Genomic DNA, 14332 nt, shown 5'->3' with positions numbered 1-14332 from the left:
CGAATATTGCGTCGGATCGGCCCGCGGGTGAGGATCGTCGGATGGACAACCAGCCGTGCCCGTGCGGGAGCGTGCGCTCCTTCGGCGAATGCTGCGGCCCCGCCCTGGCGGGCACACCCCCGCTGACCGCCGAGGCGCTCATGCGTTCGCGCTACACGGCGTTCGTGCGAGAGGACGCGGAGTACCTCTTCGAGACCTGGCATCCCGGCACGCGACCGACGGAGCTGACCATCGACCATGACGTGCGCTGGCGCGGCCTGACGATCCTGGACACGGTCGGAGGGTCGCCGGACGATCGAAAGGGCACCGTGGAGTTCCGTGCCGCGTGGCGTGAGGGCTCGTCATCGGGTGTGCTGCACGAGCGCAGCCGGTTCGTGAAGCAGAGCGCCAGATGGTGGTACCTCGACGGCATCCTCGACCCGCCCGGCCCTCCCTCCGGGCGCGGTACGTAGGCTGGTTGCACGCTCACGACGCGAAAGGACGGACCATGTCTCGCATCCTCATCATCGGTGGACACGGCAAGATCGCTCTCCTGCTGGCACGCCTGCTCGCGGAGCGAGGAGACGAGGTCACCTCCGTCGTTCGCAACCCTGATCACGTCGACGACGTCCACGCAGCAGGGGCGACCGCGCTGGTTCTGGACGTCGCCGCCGCGGACACGAAGACACTGTCCGACGCCGTCGCGGGTCATGACGCCGTCGTATGGTCGGCGGGAGCCGGCGGAGGTGACGCGGCACGCACCTACGCCGTCGATCGGGACGCCGCCATCCGAGCGATGGACGCAGCCGAGACGGCCTCCGTCTCGCGCTTCGTGATGGTCTCGTGGATCGGCTCCTCGCCGGATCACGGCATCGATCCCTCCGATTCCTTCTTCCCGTACGCCGACGCGAAGCTGGCGGCCGACGAGCACCTGCGGCGCAGCTCGCTCGAGTGGACAGTGCTCGGCCCCGGGACCTTGACCTCTGACGACGCGACCGGCCGCATCACCACCGACCCGACGGGGCGGGGAGAGATCGCCAGGGCCGACGTGGCCGCGGTGATCGCCGAGACCCTCGCCGATGCCACGACGGTGCGTCGCACGATCCGCTTCGGAGCGGGCCAGACGCCGATCGCTGAGGCGCTGTCGGCCTGAGGGCGGAATGCGCCGAGTCTCGCGGGCGTTGAATGCGACATGACCACATCCGATGCCGCCGTCGGCGTGCCCGTGGATGTCGTCGTGATCGGAGCCGGTCAGGCGGGGCTCTCCGCCGCCTATCACCTGCATCGCCGTGGATTCCGTCCGCTCGAAGCGCAGGCGTCCGATGCGGGGACGTTCGTGGTGCTCGACGCAGAATCGGCACCGGGCGGAGCGTGGCAGCACCGATGGGAGTCGCTGCGCATGGCGACGGTCAACGGCATCCATGAGCTTCCCGGTTTTCCCGTTCCGCCGGCGGATCCCGCCGCGTCGAGCCGCGACGTCCTTCCGCCGTACTTCGCCGCCTACGAGGAGCGTTTCGATCTGCGGGTGCGCCGCCCCGTGCGGGTGCGCGCGGTCTCGCGTGACGGTGACCGGTTGCGGGTCGAGACGGATGCGGGCACGTTCGCGGCGCGATACGTGATCAACGCGACCGGCACGTGGACGAGACCGCACTGGCCGGCTGTGCCCGGGCGCGAGAGTTTCCGCGGTGTGCAGCTACACGTGCACGATTACGTCTCCGCCGAGGAGTTCGCCGGCAAGCGCGTGGTGATCGTCGGAGCAGGCGTGTCGGGTGTGCAGCTTCTCGAGGAGATCTCGCGGGTGACGGACACGTTCTGGGTCACCCGGCGCGAGCCGGAGTGGCGCGACGACGCGTTCGACATCCCGGCGCGTGTCGCCGCGATCGCGGGCGTCGAGCAGCGAGTGCGTCAGGGGCTGCCCTCCGGCAGCGTCATCTCGGTCACGGGGATGCACTGGACGCCGTGGGCACGCGAAGCAGATCGACGAGGTGTGCTCGTGCGGCATCCGATGTTCCGCGCGATCGAACCCGATGGCGTACGGATGCCGGACGGCACCTTCGAGCGTGCCGACGTGATCCTCTGGGCGACGGGCTTCCGCCCCGCCCTGGACCACCTCGCGCCGCTCCGGCTGCGGACGCCGGCCGGCGGCATCCGGGTCGAAGACTCACGCGCCCTGGACGAGCCGCGGCTGTTCCTCATCGGCTACGGACCCTCGCAGTCGACGGTCGGCGCCAACCGGGCCGGCCGATCCGCCGTGCGTCAGCTCGTGGCGGACGGCGTGCTCCAGACGCCCGAGGTGGCGATCGCCGGATGATGCGTTGCGCTGTGTGTCGGCCTGTGCCCTGCCCGAAACATGAAAGTCGTAGCGTCGACGTATGACCACTCCCGCACCCCTGTCGAACCCGCTCGACGAGCACGGCGCCGAGCGCGACCGTTTCGCCGGCGCCTCGCTGTCGCCGGACGAGTTCAAGGCACTGTTCCGCGGCCACCCGGGCGGCGTCGCGGTCATCACGGCCGAGGGGCCGGACGGCCCGGTCGCGCTGACCGCCACCTCGGTTTCGTCGGTGAGCGCTGAGCCGCCGCTGCTGATCTTCTCGGTCTCCGCCCTGTCGTCGGCGACCCCCGCGATCCTCGCGGCCGACACGGTCGTCGTCCATCTCCTCGACAGCGACGACCTCGGTGTCGCTAAGCTCGCGTCGACGAGCGGCATCGACCGCTTCGCGGACCCCGAGAGCTGGAGCCGCCTGGTCACCGGGGAGCCTCTGTACAACGGCGTCCGGGCCTGGGTGCGCTGCGCCATCATCGAGCGCATGAACGCGGGAGGATCCACGGTCATCGCCGCTCACGCCCTGCAGTCGGGTATCAACCGCGACGTGCAGCCCGGTGAGCACGGCGACGCGCTGGTTTACCACAACCGTTCGTGGCACCGTCTCGGCGACCACTCGCGCATCGACTGACCCTTCCACACCGAAAGACCCCCGCCTCCTCGGAGGACGGGGGTCTTTCGGTGTGCGTTCCGGTTACTCGGCGAGGTGGGCCGAGAGGAACCAGCGGTCCTTCTCGAGGCCGGCACGGATGCCGATGACGATGTCCTGGCTCGTGAGGTCGATCTCATCGAGGCCGTCGATCGCCGTCTGGACATCGACGATGATCGTGTCGATGTCGGCGACGATGTGGCGGATCATGTCGTCCCACTGCGTGAAGCCGGCGGGCACGGACGACGGGGCGACCTTCGCCGCGATCGTCGACAGGCGGGCGTCCACCGGCAGACCCAGGGCGACGATGCGCTCGGCGGTCTCGTCGGCCCAGCCCTGTGCGTGCTCCACGACGGAGTCGAGGAGCTCGTGGATGGCGATGAAGTTCGCGCCGCGCACGTTCCAGTGCGCCTGCTTGCCGGTGACGGCAAGGGCCTGCAGGCCCAGCGTGACGGGGGTGAGGAACTGCGCGGCTCCGGCGGCGACGGTCGGGTCGGCAGCGCTGGCGGGGATGGTCTGGTTCTTCGTCATGACAAAGCCTTCCGTTTCGGGCAGTCGCATCTGCTGAATCAAACGCTAACCAGCCGGAGAAATTCCGCAAGCAAGATGAGGCTGGGCTCACACGATCGCAGATCGTGCCGCAGACGCGATTCCGGGGGACCTGCGGCTAACGTCGGAGGGTGTCAGCCTCAGACCCCGCCCGGACTCCGCAGAATCTGGACGAGCCGGCGCGCCCGCGCCGTCGTCAGCCGACCGGTGCGTCGCCCGAGCACGCGGAACCCTCGCGCTTCATCCCGCACGTGCAGGGCCTGCGCGCGATCGCCGTGCTGCTGGTCGTGCTCTACCACTTCTGGCCGGGGCGGATCCCCGGGGGCTATGTCGGTGTCGATGTCTTCTTCGTGATCTCGGGCTTCCTGATCACGGGGCATCTGATGCGCGAGCTGACGGCGACCGGAACCGTGCGCCTGGCGCAGTTCTGGGCCCGTCGCGCGCGGCGCCTGCTGCCGGCCTCGCTTCTGGTTCTGCTCTTCTGCGCGATCGTCGCCGCATCCCCGTACCTCATGCCCATCTCGGGTCTGCAACGGGAGGTCAGCGAGATCATCGCGTCGACCTTCTACGTCGAGAACTGGTACCTCGCCGTCGCCTCCGTCGACTACCTCGGCAACTCCGGGGAAGCGGCGATGGTGCAGCACTACTGGTCGCTCTCGCTCGAGGAGCAGTTCTATGTGCTCTGGCCGCTGATCATGCTTCTTGCGGCATGGATCGGTGTGCGATTCTTCGCCGGCCGTCGCCGCCGCGCCGTCCTGATCGCACTGGGTGCGGTGAGCGCCGCGTCGCTCGTGTTCTGCATCGTCTTCACCCTCAACGACCCGGCGCCTGCGTACTTCGTCACCTTCACGCGGATGTGGGAGTTCGGACTCGGTGCCATGATCGCGCTGGTGCCGGCGCTGCGTGTGCGTCACGCGGCCGCGAGCTTCGTGCTCGGCTGGGCCGGCATCATCGCCCTCGTCTACACGGCCTTCCGCTTCGACTCCGCGACGCCGTTCCCCGGCTACGCGGCCCTGCTTCCGGCGCTCGGCGCCGCCGCCGTGATCGCAGCCTCCAACTCCGCCCGATGGTGGTATCCGACCCGCATCCTGTCGGTCGCGCCGATGCGCTTCACCGGTGACATCTCGTACTCGCTCTATCTCTGGCACTGGCCGTTGATCATCATCGCGCCCTCCGTGCCCTTCTGGGGATTGAGCATCTACCACCGCGTCGCCTTGCTGGCCATCTGCTTCGTGCTCGCGTGGCTCACCAAGAAGTTCGTCGAGGATCCGGCGCGCTCCTGGCGTGTGCTCACCTCCCGGCGCCCTCGCGTGACGCTCTGGGCATCACTCGCCGCGATGGTGCTGGTGGCCGGCACCGCGGGCGGGGCCTGGGCGCTGAATGCCCCCGCGTACCGAGACGGCGTGGCGCAGCTCGAACAGCTGCGCAGCGACCCGCCGTCCTGCTTCGGTGCGCAGTCCGTCCTCGACCCGGAATGCCAGGGCGCGCCTACATCCGACACCGTCCTCCCGGCGCCGGGATTCGCCGGGGTCGACAAGCCCGCCGACGAGCAGTGCTTCGTTCAGCTGAACGATGCGCGGCCCGTGAGCTGCACCTTCGGTTCCGATGCGGCGGATGCGCCCACGGTGGCGCTGATCGGCGACAGCCACGCGTTCCAGTTGCTGTCGACGTTCCAGCGGATGGCGGACGAGAACGGGTGGCGCCTGGTGACCTTCTTCAAGGGCGCGTGTCCGTGGAACGACACCCCGTTGTCGACGCCGGGTGCGTTCGGCGCGGCCTGCTCCGAGTGGCGCACCGCGGTCGACCAGGCGCTCGTGGACGCGAAACCGGACGTGGTCTTCACCTCCGCCCTCGCGACGACGCCGTACTCCTCGTCCGGACACGACTCGTCCTATGACGCGGCCGTGGCGGGCTATCGTTCGGCGTGGTCGAAGCTGACGGATGCGGGTGTGCCCGTGATCACCGTCGTCGACAACCCGGTCTGGGAGACCGATCCCAACAAGTGCCTCCGAACCCGCGACGCGGCTGCGTGCGACGGCGCCCGCTCGGATGTACTCGTCGCCAAGGATCCGCTGCGCGAGGCTGCGGAGGGGACGCCGGGCGTCACGCTGCTCGACTTCACGGACGTGTACTGCGACGATTCGACCTGCTTCCCCGTCGTGGGCGGTGCGGACGTCTACCGGGATCAGGACCACCTCACGGTGACCTTCGTCGACTCGCTCATGCCGCAGTACACCGAGGCGATCCGCTCCGCACTGGAACGCGCCGCCGGTTAGGGTCGGGGCATGACCGTCTCGGAATCCGCATCCGTGATCACCCTCGGAGACACCGCGCCCGAGGTGCCGGCAACCGCATTCGTGGCCGCCGGTGCCCGCCTGATCGGCGGGGTGCGCCTGGGGGAGAACGCGAGCGTCTGGTACAACGCCGTGTTGCGCGCCGACGGCGACACCATCACGGTCGGAGCTCGCAGCAACGTGCAGGATTCGGTGAGCGTGCACGTCGACGGCGGGCATCCGGTCGTCGTCGGCGAAGACGTGTCGATCGGGCACAACGCGGTCGTGCACGGCTGCACGATCGGCGACGGGAGTCTGATCGGCATGGGCGCGGTCGTCCTCAACGGTGCGCGCATCGGCGCCGGCTGTCTCATCGCCGGGGGAGCGGTCGTGCTCGAGGGCGCGGAGATCCCCGACGGCTCCCTCGTGGCGGGCGTGCCCGGAAAGGTGCGGCGCGCGCTGACGGATGAGGAGCGCGCGGGTCTGGTGCGCAACGCTGCGGCCTACCTGGCGCACAGCGAGCGTCACGCCTCGGCCGACTGACGAGCTGTCCACAGCCGCGCCGTGGCGGCGGGGTGGCGGGCGGTGACTCCTTTAGCGTGGAACCCCCTGGTGCGCGCAAGGGTTCCGACGGAGTTTCCTCTGCTCGGTTAGCGTGTGCGAGGTCCCCGCAGCATCTCGAGAATCAGGGCGTCATGGCAGAATCGACACCGGCCGGTTGGTACCCCGATCCCGCGGGCGGCGGTGGGCGACGTTACTGGGACGGAACGTCCTGGACGTCGCACGTTAGTCCTGACGTCTCGATGCAGCCTGCGACCGCCGCGCCTGAGCCGGCCGCGCCCGCATCCGCCCCGGTGCACGCCGCGCCCGCATCCGCGCCGGCCGCGCGTCCGCCGCGAAAGCGCCGCAAGGGCCTCATCATCGGGCTCAGCGTGACCGGCGGCGTGGCGCTCGTCGCGGTGGTCACGCTCGTGGTCGGGATGTTCACCTTCCTGCGCCCGATCGACGGCGTGCCCGCGGCGCTGCACACCGACCTCTCGGAGCAGTATGACTACACCGACCCGATGCTGGATCTCGATCGTGATCACGAGTTCCACTTCGACGTGGACTACCTCCTCGAGGACGTCAACGCGGCGAACAGCCCGAAGACCGAGCAGTCGGGAGAGGAGGGCCGGGCGGCGCCCGACTGGGCTTTCCAGGTGTACTACGACGCCGCGCTGACGCATGAGGCAGGCGCGACGGTGGTTCAGCCGGCGAGCTCGACGTCCTACCCGTCCGACGATCGCCGCATCCGCGTCGTTCCCAATGATTCGACCTACGCGCGTTCAGGGGACGGCCAGCGGGACATCTCCGACTCGGCGATCTCGGAGTGGTCTCTGCACGACGAGTACTACCTCGTTCAGCGCGCCGACAGGGAGGGCAACCCGCTCGCGAAGCCGATCGTGACGATGTTCACGGTCAAGCGCGAACTGGCGACCCCGGTCGCGAGCCTCGGCACGCCGACGGGCGACGGTAGCCTCGCCCTCAATTGGCAGGCCGTCGACGGCGCGACCGAGTACCTGGTCGTCGCCTCCAAGGCCCAGGTGACCGGACCGCGCAGCTACACGCTGCTCGGGTCGACATCCGACACGACGTGGACCAGCGAGTCGGTTGTGACGGAGAGCGGCCTCCAGAACGAGCCCTGGCCCGAGCGTCAGAACGATGCACTGAAGGCGTACGAGGGATCGAGCGCTGACGAAGACGGCGCCGGATACCTGCCCGGACCGAACTACGGCACGTCGGGCTGGGACTTCGGCGTCATCGCCACCGACGGCAAGCGCTTCTCGCCGTACCAGAGCTTCGACACGATCGGTCAAGGCGTCGGCGCGCTGCCCTACCAGATCGCGACCGCCACGCTGCGGGGCGAGATCGGCACGTCGGTGCCGAGCGTCGCGGCTCTTCCGAAGACCATCCCGTTCACGTCGCTGGACGGTGCGACGCGCGCCGCTATCACGTACGTGGACGCGTCCAAGGCCCGCCCCTACCGCGAGTGGTACATGGTGCCGATGTTCGCGCGGGGGACGCAATTGGGCACGTGGACGTATGTGCCGCAGGCGGCGGTGACAGACCTGCAGGCGGAGGCTGATGCCTTCAACGCTGCGGCGCTTGCCGCAGCGCCGCCGACGGGAGCGGCGGGCTTCCAGCTGGTCTCGGCACCGGTCGATCCCAACATCGAGACGGTCGACACCTACCCCGATGTGGCGTATCCGGTGTTCGGCAGCACGGAATTGACGCGCTTCATCGCCGCGCACCTGATCGCCGGGTCGAAGGCAGTGGACATCTCCGCATTGACCTCCGCGCCGGGAGCCCCTCAGGCTGACGACGCGCTGGACGAGGCCCTCGCTCAGAACCCCTATGCGCTCGGTGTGAAGGGGGCAGCCGTCTACGACAACAAGACGTTGTACGTCACCTACGACGAGGACCACTCCACGATCGAGGCGCAGCAGGCCGAGATCAAGACCGCGGTGGACGCGGCCGTCGCCGCGGTCACGACGCCGGAGATGTCCGCTCGGGACAAAGCAGTCGCGCTCAACGACTGGCTGACGGCTCACGCCGAGTACGACTACGCGGCGCTCGAGGCGAAGAACGCGACGGGGGTCGAGGTCATCCCCGACGGGTATGAGGATGCGTGGACGGCGGCGGGTGTGCTGCTCAAGCAGACGGGTGTGTGCGCGAGCTATGCCGACGCGTATCACCTGCTCATGCAGGCGGCGGATGTGGACTCCGTCGTCGTCACCGGCACCGTGTACTCCGCCGGTCGGCACGCCTGGAACAAGGTGAACATCGATGGGGCGTGGCTGGCCGTCGACTCCACGTGGAACGACTCGCCGGACGCCAACCGTTTCCTCCTCATCCCCGACTCCGGCTTCCAGGGCAGCGCGGCGCGCTCCGAGGAGGCGAACTGGATGGTGGATTCGTTCATCAGCTCGTACGCGACCACGCCGCAGTGACCAGGAGGCCTCCGGACGAGCTCGTGACGGGCAGCGTCTGGTTCTGAACGACGGTCGTCGCTCGAGCGCGAGGATTGTGATCGCGTGCGGTGATGATGTTCGAGGCGCGGCGCGCTAGAAGGGTGGCCGATCGGACCCGTCGTTCCCGGGGTCACCCGGGGATTCGATGAACTGCACGGGTGGCGGCGGATCGTCGATGTAGATGCTGCCCAGCGGCGAGGTCCATTCGATGACGCCTCCGGGTAACTGCCGGACGCGCCATGCCGTGAACTGCTTCATCGAGTGATGTCGCTGGCAGAGACATTGCAGGTTGTCGAGGTGGGTCGGCCCGCCGCGTGCCCAGTCGCGGACGTGGTCGATTTCGCATCGGATGGCGGGCACGCGGCATCCGGGGAATCGGCAGCGCCGATCGCGTGCGTGGACGGTGCGACGTAGCGCAGGCGGGACGGTGCGCCTGTCGACCGCGACGACCTGGCCTGAAACGGGGGCGGTGAGGATGCGGTCCCAGCCCGTGCAGGAGCCGCCGGCGAGGGCCCGGGCGGTCTGGGTATCGAGCGGGCCGCTGCCGACAAGCTCACTCACTTCGGCGTCACCGCCGGTGAGGGCATCGACGGGAACCACGACCTGCACGTGGGCGCGAATCGCCCCGAGGGTGCCCGGGCCGTCGTCGTCGCGTGTCGGATCGGCACCGGGCTGTGTCGTGAGCAGCATGTCGGCGAGGAGGTCGGCGCGGATCTGGTCGGTGGTGCGCGTGTCGCCCGCGAGCAGGAGGTCGCCAGCATCCGGCTCGCCTCCGGCGCGACGGGCTGCGTTCGCGCGGTCAGCGGCCTGCTTGCGGAGATCGATCAGGGTCCGCGCCTGTCGCGTGAGGCGGTCGTGGATCGCGTCGGCGATGACGGCCGGTTGGATGGAGATGATCTCGCTCATGCCGTGGGGGAGCGGCGTGATGACGACGCGCCGGCCTTCGCGGGCGGTGGCGTGGCACTCGGTGAGCGTTCTCGGATGCTGCCGCTCGGCGAGGATCTCGACCCGTGCGCGAGCGCGTCCGACGCTCTCGGTCTCGCAGATGGCGAGAGCGCCGCGCTCGAAGGGCGCGCGCCGATCGCGGGGGAGGATCGCTCCGGCGTCGACGATCACGCGTGCGTGGCTCAGTTGGATGCGGCCCGCTGCGAGTGCCGCATGCGTCTGTGGGTAGTCGTCGACGAGCTCGGCCGCCGCGCTCATCTGCCGCTGTACCGTTCTGTCGGCGAGGCGGTTCGCCGCGCCGATCTCGGACGCGACGGCGCGCTGGGCCATGTCGTGCACGCGGACGTTCGCGCGCGAGTGGGAGGCCAGACGCCGTGCCAGGTGCTCGGCGTCTGCCAGCGCCGTCATCCGGCGAGCCTGCGCCGCAGCGATGTCGGCGTCGGCCTTGCGCACCATGTCGACGGCCTCGGCCAGCGCCGCCGCATCCGCGTCGCTGAAGCCGATCATTCCGTCGTCTCGCATGTGCCCACATCTCGTCGAGGCGCGCTCTCGCGCGACCTGTTTCGCCGGGGCACTCGGCGGGTGAATCAGGTCGGAACCAGGTGATTTCGACCTGATTCAGTGTGGCACCGACCTCGGACATCGCCGGGGCGTGCGGGGCACGCGGATCAGCTCTGCGACTGTCGGGGACACGAGTGCGGGACCGATCGCTGCAGTGTCCGTGCCGGGACTGGCCGTGCCGGGGGTCGCGCTGTCGCCACTTCGATGACATTGCGGCGCCGCGCGGGAGTGGATCCCGAACTCTCGCGCGTCCGCGCGCACATCCGGTGACAGAGCAAGGCCGATCGTGCAGGGTGCCGGATGTGGACGCGGCACTCTCCACACCCCCGCCGGATGCGCCGCGAGCGGAGCCTCGGCTGACCGCGAGTCCCAGGTGCTCCGACGAGCCACGAAGCGGCCCGATCCGCAGAGCCGCTCGAGGCCGTGCTGGCTGCTATTGCGAGGGAGGAGGCAGTATGACGACGTCAGTCCGGAGAAGGACGGGACGATTCGTGTCGGCGCTCGCGTTCGTACTTGAGCGCTCTGCGCATGACCGGCACGAACGCGAAGACGCACATGGCCCAGAGGCCGAGGCCGGCCGCGAACGCGCCGCCCTGTCCGGTGACGAACCCCACTGCAATGGCCACCGCACCAAAGATCGCCGACATCGCGACGTTCACGACGGAGCCGATGCGCCCGTACGGGCCAAGCGGGTAGTGCGGATCGGAGAACCCCATGCGGTCAGTATGGCGGGTTGCCGGAGATGAGCATGACGAGTGCTCAGTCTTCGTGGTCTCTGCCGAGCGCTACGGTTTGGGGCCCCGCCTGGTACGAGGATTCAGGGCTCAGCCAGCGAGGCGCGCTCGCGTGGCCGTACTCGGGACGGCCCGGCGCTGATCCACAAGAGGGGCTCATGAGATGCGCCGCGAGCGGAGCCCGTGGCGGCGTGGGCCCAATCGAAGACGCAGGCTTCGCCTGCTTTCGATTCCCGGCCACACACGACATAAGCGTGAAGGCCCGGACGAGCCGGGCCTTCACGCTTATCGGAGGGGATGACGGGAATCGAACCCGCGTAATCAGTTTGGAAGACTGAGGCTCTACCATTGAGCTACATCCCCGGAGCGGCATCGGCCGCAACCTCAGCAAGCATAGCTGAGTTCTCAACGTCGATTCGACGCGCGGGCAGCGTCGGCTAGACTTCTCGGGGCCGAATCCGGTGCACGTTCGCGTGCCCGCCCGCCCGGGGCGTAGCTCAGCTTGGTAGAGCGCCCGCTTTGGGAGCGGGAGGCCGCAGGTTCAAATCCTGTCGCCCCGACACGGCCCCCAAGACCCCAGACCTTCAGCCACCGTGCGTTGGCGCGGAACAGAGGAGAACAACAGGCATGGTCACTAGCACCGTCGAGAAGCTGACCCCCACCCGGGTGAAGCTCGAGATCTCGGTCTCGCCCGAGGAGCTCAAGCCCTCGATCGCTCACGCGTACGAGCACATCGCTCAGGACGTCCAGATCCCCGGCTTCCGCAAGGGCAAGGTCCCGGCTCCGATCATCGACCAGCGCATCGGACGCGGCGCCGTGCTCGAGCACGCCGTCAACGAGGGCCTCGACGGGTTCTACCGCGCGGCCGTCGCCGAGCAGGGCCTGCGCGTCGTGGGTCGCCCCGAGGCCGACATCGTCGCCCTCCCTGAGGTCAGTGACTTCTCCGGCGACCTGAAGGTCACCGTCGAGGTGGACGTGCGTCCCGACTTCGACCTCCCCGCCTACGAGGGCCTCGAGATCACCGTCGACGCCGTCGCCACCGACGAGGCGGCCATCGACGCCGAGCTCGACAACCTCCGCGCCCGTTTCGGCACGCTCGTGACCGTCGAGCGCCCCGCTGCGAAGGGCGACTTCGTCGAGCTCGATCTCGTCGCCACCATCGACGGCAACGAGATCGACCGCGCCGAGGGCGTCTCCTACGAGGTCGGCTCCGGCGAGCTGCTCGAGGGCATCGACGAGGCCATCGAATCCCTCACCGCCGGTGAGGACACCACGTTCCGCTCGAAGCTGGTCGGTGGCGACCACGCCGGCGAAGAGGCCGAGGTCTCCGTGAGCGTCAAGGCCGTCAAGGAGCGCGAGCTGCCCGACGCCGACGACGACTTCGCCCAGATGGCGAGCGAGTTCGACACGATCGACGAGCTGCGCGCGAGCCTGTCCGAGCGCGTCGCCCAGCAGTCCAACTTCACCCAGGGTGCCGCGGCGCGCGACAAGCTCGTCGAGGTGCTGCTCGAGAAGGTCGACATCCCCGTGCCGCCGAAGCTGGTCGAGGACGAGGTCCACGCCCACCTCGAGGGTGAGGGTCGTCTCGAGGACGACGAGCACCGCGCCGAGGTCACCGAGGCCAGCGAGAAGCAGTTCCGCACGCAGGTTCTGCTCGACAAGATCGCCGAAGAGGCCGACGTGCAGGTCTCGCAGGATGAGCTGACCCAGTACCTGATCCAGTCGGCCGCCCAGTACGGCATGGCTCCCCAGGACTTCGTGAACGCGCTGCAGCAGGGCAACCAGCTGCCGGCTCTGATCGGTGAGGTCGCCCGCAACAAGGCCCTCGCGATCGCGCTCGGTCGCGTGAGCGTCGTCGACACCGACGGCAAGCCCGTCGACCTCACCGGCTTCATCGCCGTCGAGGACGAGCCGGCCGCCGAGGCCGACGTCGTCGAGGAGGCCGAGGAGATCGCCGACGCTGCCGCCGACGCCGAGGACGAGGCTGCCGCCGAGCAGGCCAAGCCCACGAAGAAGGCTGCGGCCAAGAAGCCCGCCGCGAAGAAGGCCCCGGCCAAGAAGGCCGGCGCCGAGTAAGACGCGCCAGCACGAAGGGCGGATGCGGGAGCATCCGCCCTTCGTCGTCCCGGAGGAGAAGAATCATGACCGACTGGCAGACACGTGTCGACGCCGTATGGGACGACGAGTCGCTCAGCGACGAGGCGCGCATCGACGCGATCGAACGGCTTGCGAGCGAGCGGGATGGCGGAGACGCCGTCGCCCTGTTCGAGCGGGCCGGAGCCTATGACTCGGCGGGTCGCGAGGAGAAGGCCGAGCCTCTGTACCGGGCGGCGCTCGAGGCGGGGCTCGACCCCGAGCGGCGCACCCGGGCCGTCATTCAGCTCGCGAGCACGATCCGCAACCTCGGCAAGCTCGACGAGAGCCTGGCGCTGCTCGAGGCGGAGTATCGCACGGTCAGTTCGGGTGGGATGAGGGAAGCGGCAGCAGCCTTCTACGCGCTCGCGCTGGCGTCGTCGCATCGGGAGCGGGAGGGCCTCGCCATCGTGCTCGAGGCGCTGGCCCCGCACCTCCCGCGCTACCAGCGATCGGTGCGCGGATACGCCGCTGAACTCGTTCATGCGCCGGAGCGTATGCCGACGGCGAACACGGGCGAGGGGTCCGAACCGCGCCGGTAGATTCGTTCTCACGATCACCGAACAGGAGTGAACATGGCCGACCCCCTTGTCGCGACAAGCGTCTTCGACAGGCTGCTGAAGGACCGCATCATCTGGCTCGGATCCGAGGTGCGGGATGAGAACGCCAACGAGATCTGCGCGAAGATCCTGCTGCTCGCCGCCGAGGACTCGCAGAAGGACATCTACCTCTACATCAACTCGCCCGGTGGGTCGATCACGGCCGGTATGGCCATCTACGACACCATGCAGTTCGTGCCCAACGACATCGTCACCGTCGGCATCGGCATGGCGGCCTCGATGGGCCAGTTGCTGCTGACCGCGGGCACCAAGGGCAAGCGCTACATCACGCCGAACGCCCGCGTGCTGCTCCACCAGCCGCACGGCGGATTCGGCGGGACCGCCAGCGACATCCAGACCCAGGCTCAGCTCATCGTGTCGATGAAGAACCGCCTGGCGGAGATCACCGCGGCGCAGACGGGCAAGTCCGTCGAGCAGATCAACGAGGACGGCGACCGTGACCGCTGGTTCACGGCCGACGAGGCGCTCGAGTACGGTTTCGTCGACCACATCCGCGAGTCCGCGACCGACGTCGTCGGCGGCGGCGGCACGGCGAACTGACGAGCGACGGCGAGA

Annotated in this window: 13 protein-coding genes, 2 tRNA genes and 1 pseudogene; 12 read left to right on the top strand and 4 right to left on the bottom strand. The window is 69.0% G+C overall.

Annotated elements, in window-relative coordinates; translation table 11 throughout:
* The first annotated feature begins 41 nt into the window (after positions 1-41).
* The 4 genes from QE374_RS02825 (at position 42) to QE374_RS02810 (ending at position 2933) form a co-directional block, all read left to right on the top strand.
* Entirely contained in the window at positions 42-452 is a 411-nt protein-coding gene (locus tag QE374_RS02825; RefSeq protein ID WP_309731991.1) for a YchJ family protein, read from the top strand.
* A 35-nt stretch (positions 453-487) separates the two neighbouring features.
* On the top strand, positions 488-1132 hold the full coding sequence (locus QE374_RS02820; RefSeq protein WP_309731990.1) for an SDR family oxidoreductase: 645 nt from the start codon (positions 488-490) through the stop codon (positions 1130-1132).
* Positions 1133-1171: 39 nt separating this feature from the next.
* Positions 1172-2290, top strand: a complete 1119-nt coding sequence (locus tag QE374_RS02815) for an NAD(P)-binding domain-containing protein (RefSeq protein WP_309731988.1) — start codon at positions 1172-1174, stop codon at positions 2288-2290.
* 61 nt (positions 2291-2351) lie between these two features.
* On the top strand, positions 2352-2933 hold the full coding sequence (locus QE374_RS02810) for a flavin reductase family protein (protein WP_309731986.1): 582 nt from the start codon (positions 2352-2354) through the stop codon (positions 2931-2933).
* Between the two features lie 63 nt (positions 2934-2996).
* Here the strand turns inward: QE374_RS02810 and QE374_RS02805 are convergent, their stop codons facing one another.
* Entirely contained in the window at positions 2997-3482 is a 486-nt protein-coding gene (locus tag QE374_RS02805; RefSeq protein ID WP_274287956.1) for a Dps family protein, read from the bottom strand.
* Between the two features lie 149 nt (positions 3483-3631).
* Between QE374_RS02805 and QE374_RS02800 the strand changes: the two genes are divergently transcribed.
* The 4 genes and pseudogenes from QE374_RS02800 to QE374_RS02785 all read left to right on the top strand — a co-directional run bounded on the left by QE374_RS02800 (position 3632) and on the right by QE374_RS02785 (position 8763).
* On the top strand, positions 3632-5776 hold the full coding sequence (locus tag QE374_RS02800; protein WP_309731983.1) for an acyltransferase family protein: 2145 nt from the start codon (positions 3632-3634) through the stop codon (positions 5774-5776).
* A gap of 9 nt (positions 5777-5785) precedes the next feature.
* Positions 5786-6316, top strand: coding sequence for a gamma carbonic anhydrase family protein (locus tag QE374_RS02795; RefSeq protein ID WP_309731981.1), 531 nt, complete (start codon positions 5786-5788; stop codon positions 6314-6316).
* A 152-nt stretch (positions 6317-6468) separates the two neighbouring features.
* Positions 6469-6573 (top strand): annotated as a pseudogene (locus QE374_RS02790) (DUF2510 domain-containing protein); the annotation flags it as partial.
* Between the two features lie 3 nt (positions 6574-6576).
* On the top strand, positions 6577-8763 hold the full coding sequence (locus tag QE374_RS02785; RefSeq protein WP_309736585.1) for a transglutaminase domain-containing protein: 2187 nt from the start codon (positions 6577-6579) through the stop codon (positions 8761-8763).
* Positions 8764-8877: 114 nt separating this feature from the next.
* Here QE374_RS02785 and QE374_RS02780 read toward each other — a convergent pair whose 3' ends face one another.
* The 3 genes from QE374_RS02780 to QE374_RS02770 form a co-directional block, all read right to left on the bottom strand.
* The gene (locus QE374_RS02780; protein ID WP_309731979.1) at positions 8878-10251 is read right to left on the bottom strand and encodes a DUF222 domain-containing protein; all 1374 of its coding nucleotides are present in this window, start codon (positions 10249-10251) and stop codon (positions 8878-8880) included.
* A 503-nt stretch (positions 10252-10754) separates the two neighbouring features.
* Positions 10755-11006 (bottom strand): hypothetical protein, encoded by a 252-nt coding sequence (locus tag QE374_RS02775; protein ID WP_309731978.1) that lies wholly within the window; start codon positions 11004-11006, stop codon positions 10755-10757.
* A 310-nt stretch (positions 11007-11316) separates the two neighbouring features.
* Positions 11317-11387 (bottom strand) — tRNA-Gly (locus tag QE374_RS02770).
* 123 nt (positions 11388-11510) lie between these two features.
* On the opposite strand from QE374_RS02770, the gene QE374_RS02765 reads away from it, so the two are divergent.
* From QE374_RS02765 to QE374_RS02750, 4 genes are all read left to right on the top strand, one after another.
* Positions 11511-11584: transfer RNA gene (locus tag QE374_RS02765), tRNA-Pro, on the top strand.
* A gap of 67 nt (positions 11585-11651) precedes the next feature.
* Positions 11652-13100, top strand: coding sequence for a trigger factor (tig, locus tag QE374_RS02760; RefSeq protein WP_309731976.1), 1449 nt, complete (start codon positions 11652-11654; stop codon positions 13098-13100).
* A gap of 65 nt (positions 13101-13165) precedes the next feature.
* Positions 13166-13699 (top strand): tetratricopeptide repeat protein, encoded by a 534-nt coding sequence (locus tag QE374_RS02755; RefSeq protein WP_309731974.1) that lies wholly within the window; start codon positions 13166-13168, stop codon positions 13697-13699.
* A gap of 33 nt (positions 13700-13732) precedes the next feature.
* Positions 13733-14317, top strand: coding sequence for an ATP-dependent Clp protease proteolytic subunit (locus QE374_RS02750; protein ID WP_137416779.1), 585 nt, complete (start codon positions 13733-13735; stop codon positions 14315-14317).
* Positions 14318-14332 lie beyond the last annotated feature (15 nt).

This window comes from Microbacterium sp. SORGH_AS_0428 (assembly GCF_031453615.1).
In the GTDB taxonomy this organism is placed as follows: domain Bacteria; phylum Actinomycetota; class Actinomycetes; order Actinomycetales; family Microbacteriaceae; genus Microbacterium.
This window is presented reverse-complemented; position numbering and strand designations above follow the sequence as displayed.

Coding starts and splice junctions, on each gene's coding strand:
- QE374_RS02825 (WP_309731991.1), top strand. CDS start 42: ATGGACAACCAGCCGTGCCCGTGCGGGAGCGTGCGCTCCTTCGGCGAA.
- QE374_RS02820 (WP_309731990.1), top strand. CDS start 488: ATGTCTCGCATCCTCATCATCGGTGGACACGGCAAGATCGCTCTCCTG.
- QE374_RS02815 (WP_309731988.1), top strand. CDS start 1,172: ATGACCACATCCGATGCCGCCGTCGGCGTGCCCGTGGATGTCGTCGTG.
- QE374_RS02810 (WP_309731986.1), top strand. CDS start 2,352: ATGACCACTCCCGCACCCCTGTCGAACCCGCTCGACGAGCACGGCGCC.
- QE374_RS02805 (WP_274287956.1), bottom strand. CDS start 3,482: ATGACGAAGAACCAGACCATCCCCGCCAGCGCTGCCGACCCGACCGTC.
- QE374_RS02795 (WP_309731981.1), top strand. CDS start 5,786: ATGACCGTCTCGGAATCCGCATCCGTGATCACCCTCGGAGACACCGCG.
- QE374_RS02785 (WP_309736585.1), top strand. CDS start 6,577: ATGCAGCCTGCGACCGCCGCGCCTGAGCCGGCCGCGCCCGCATCCGCC.
- QE374_RS02780 (WP_309731979.1), bottom strand. CDS start 10,251: ATGCGAGACGACGGAATGATCGGCTTCAGCGACGCGGATGCGGCGGCG.
- QE374_RS02775 (WP_309731978.1), bottom strand. CDS start 11,006: ATGGGGTTCTCCGATCCGCACTACCCGCTTGGCCCGTACGGGCGCATC.
- tig (WP_309731976.1), top strand. CDS start 11,652: ATGGTCACTAGCACCGTCGAGAAGCTGACCCCCACCCGGGTGAAGCTC.
- QE374_RS02755 (WP_309731974.1), top strand. CDS start 13,166: ATGACCGACTGGCAGACACGTGTCGACGCCGTATGGGACGACGAGTCG.
- QE374_RS02750 (WP_137416779.1), top strand. CDS start 13,733: ATGGCCGACCCCCTTGTCGCGACAAGCGTCTTCGACAGGCTGCTGAAG.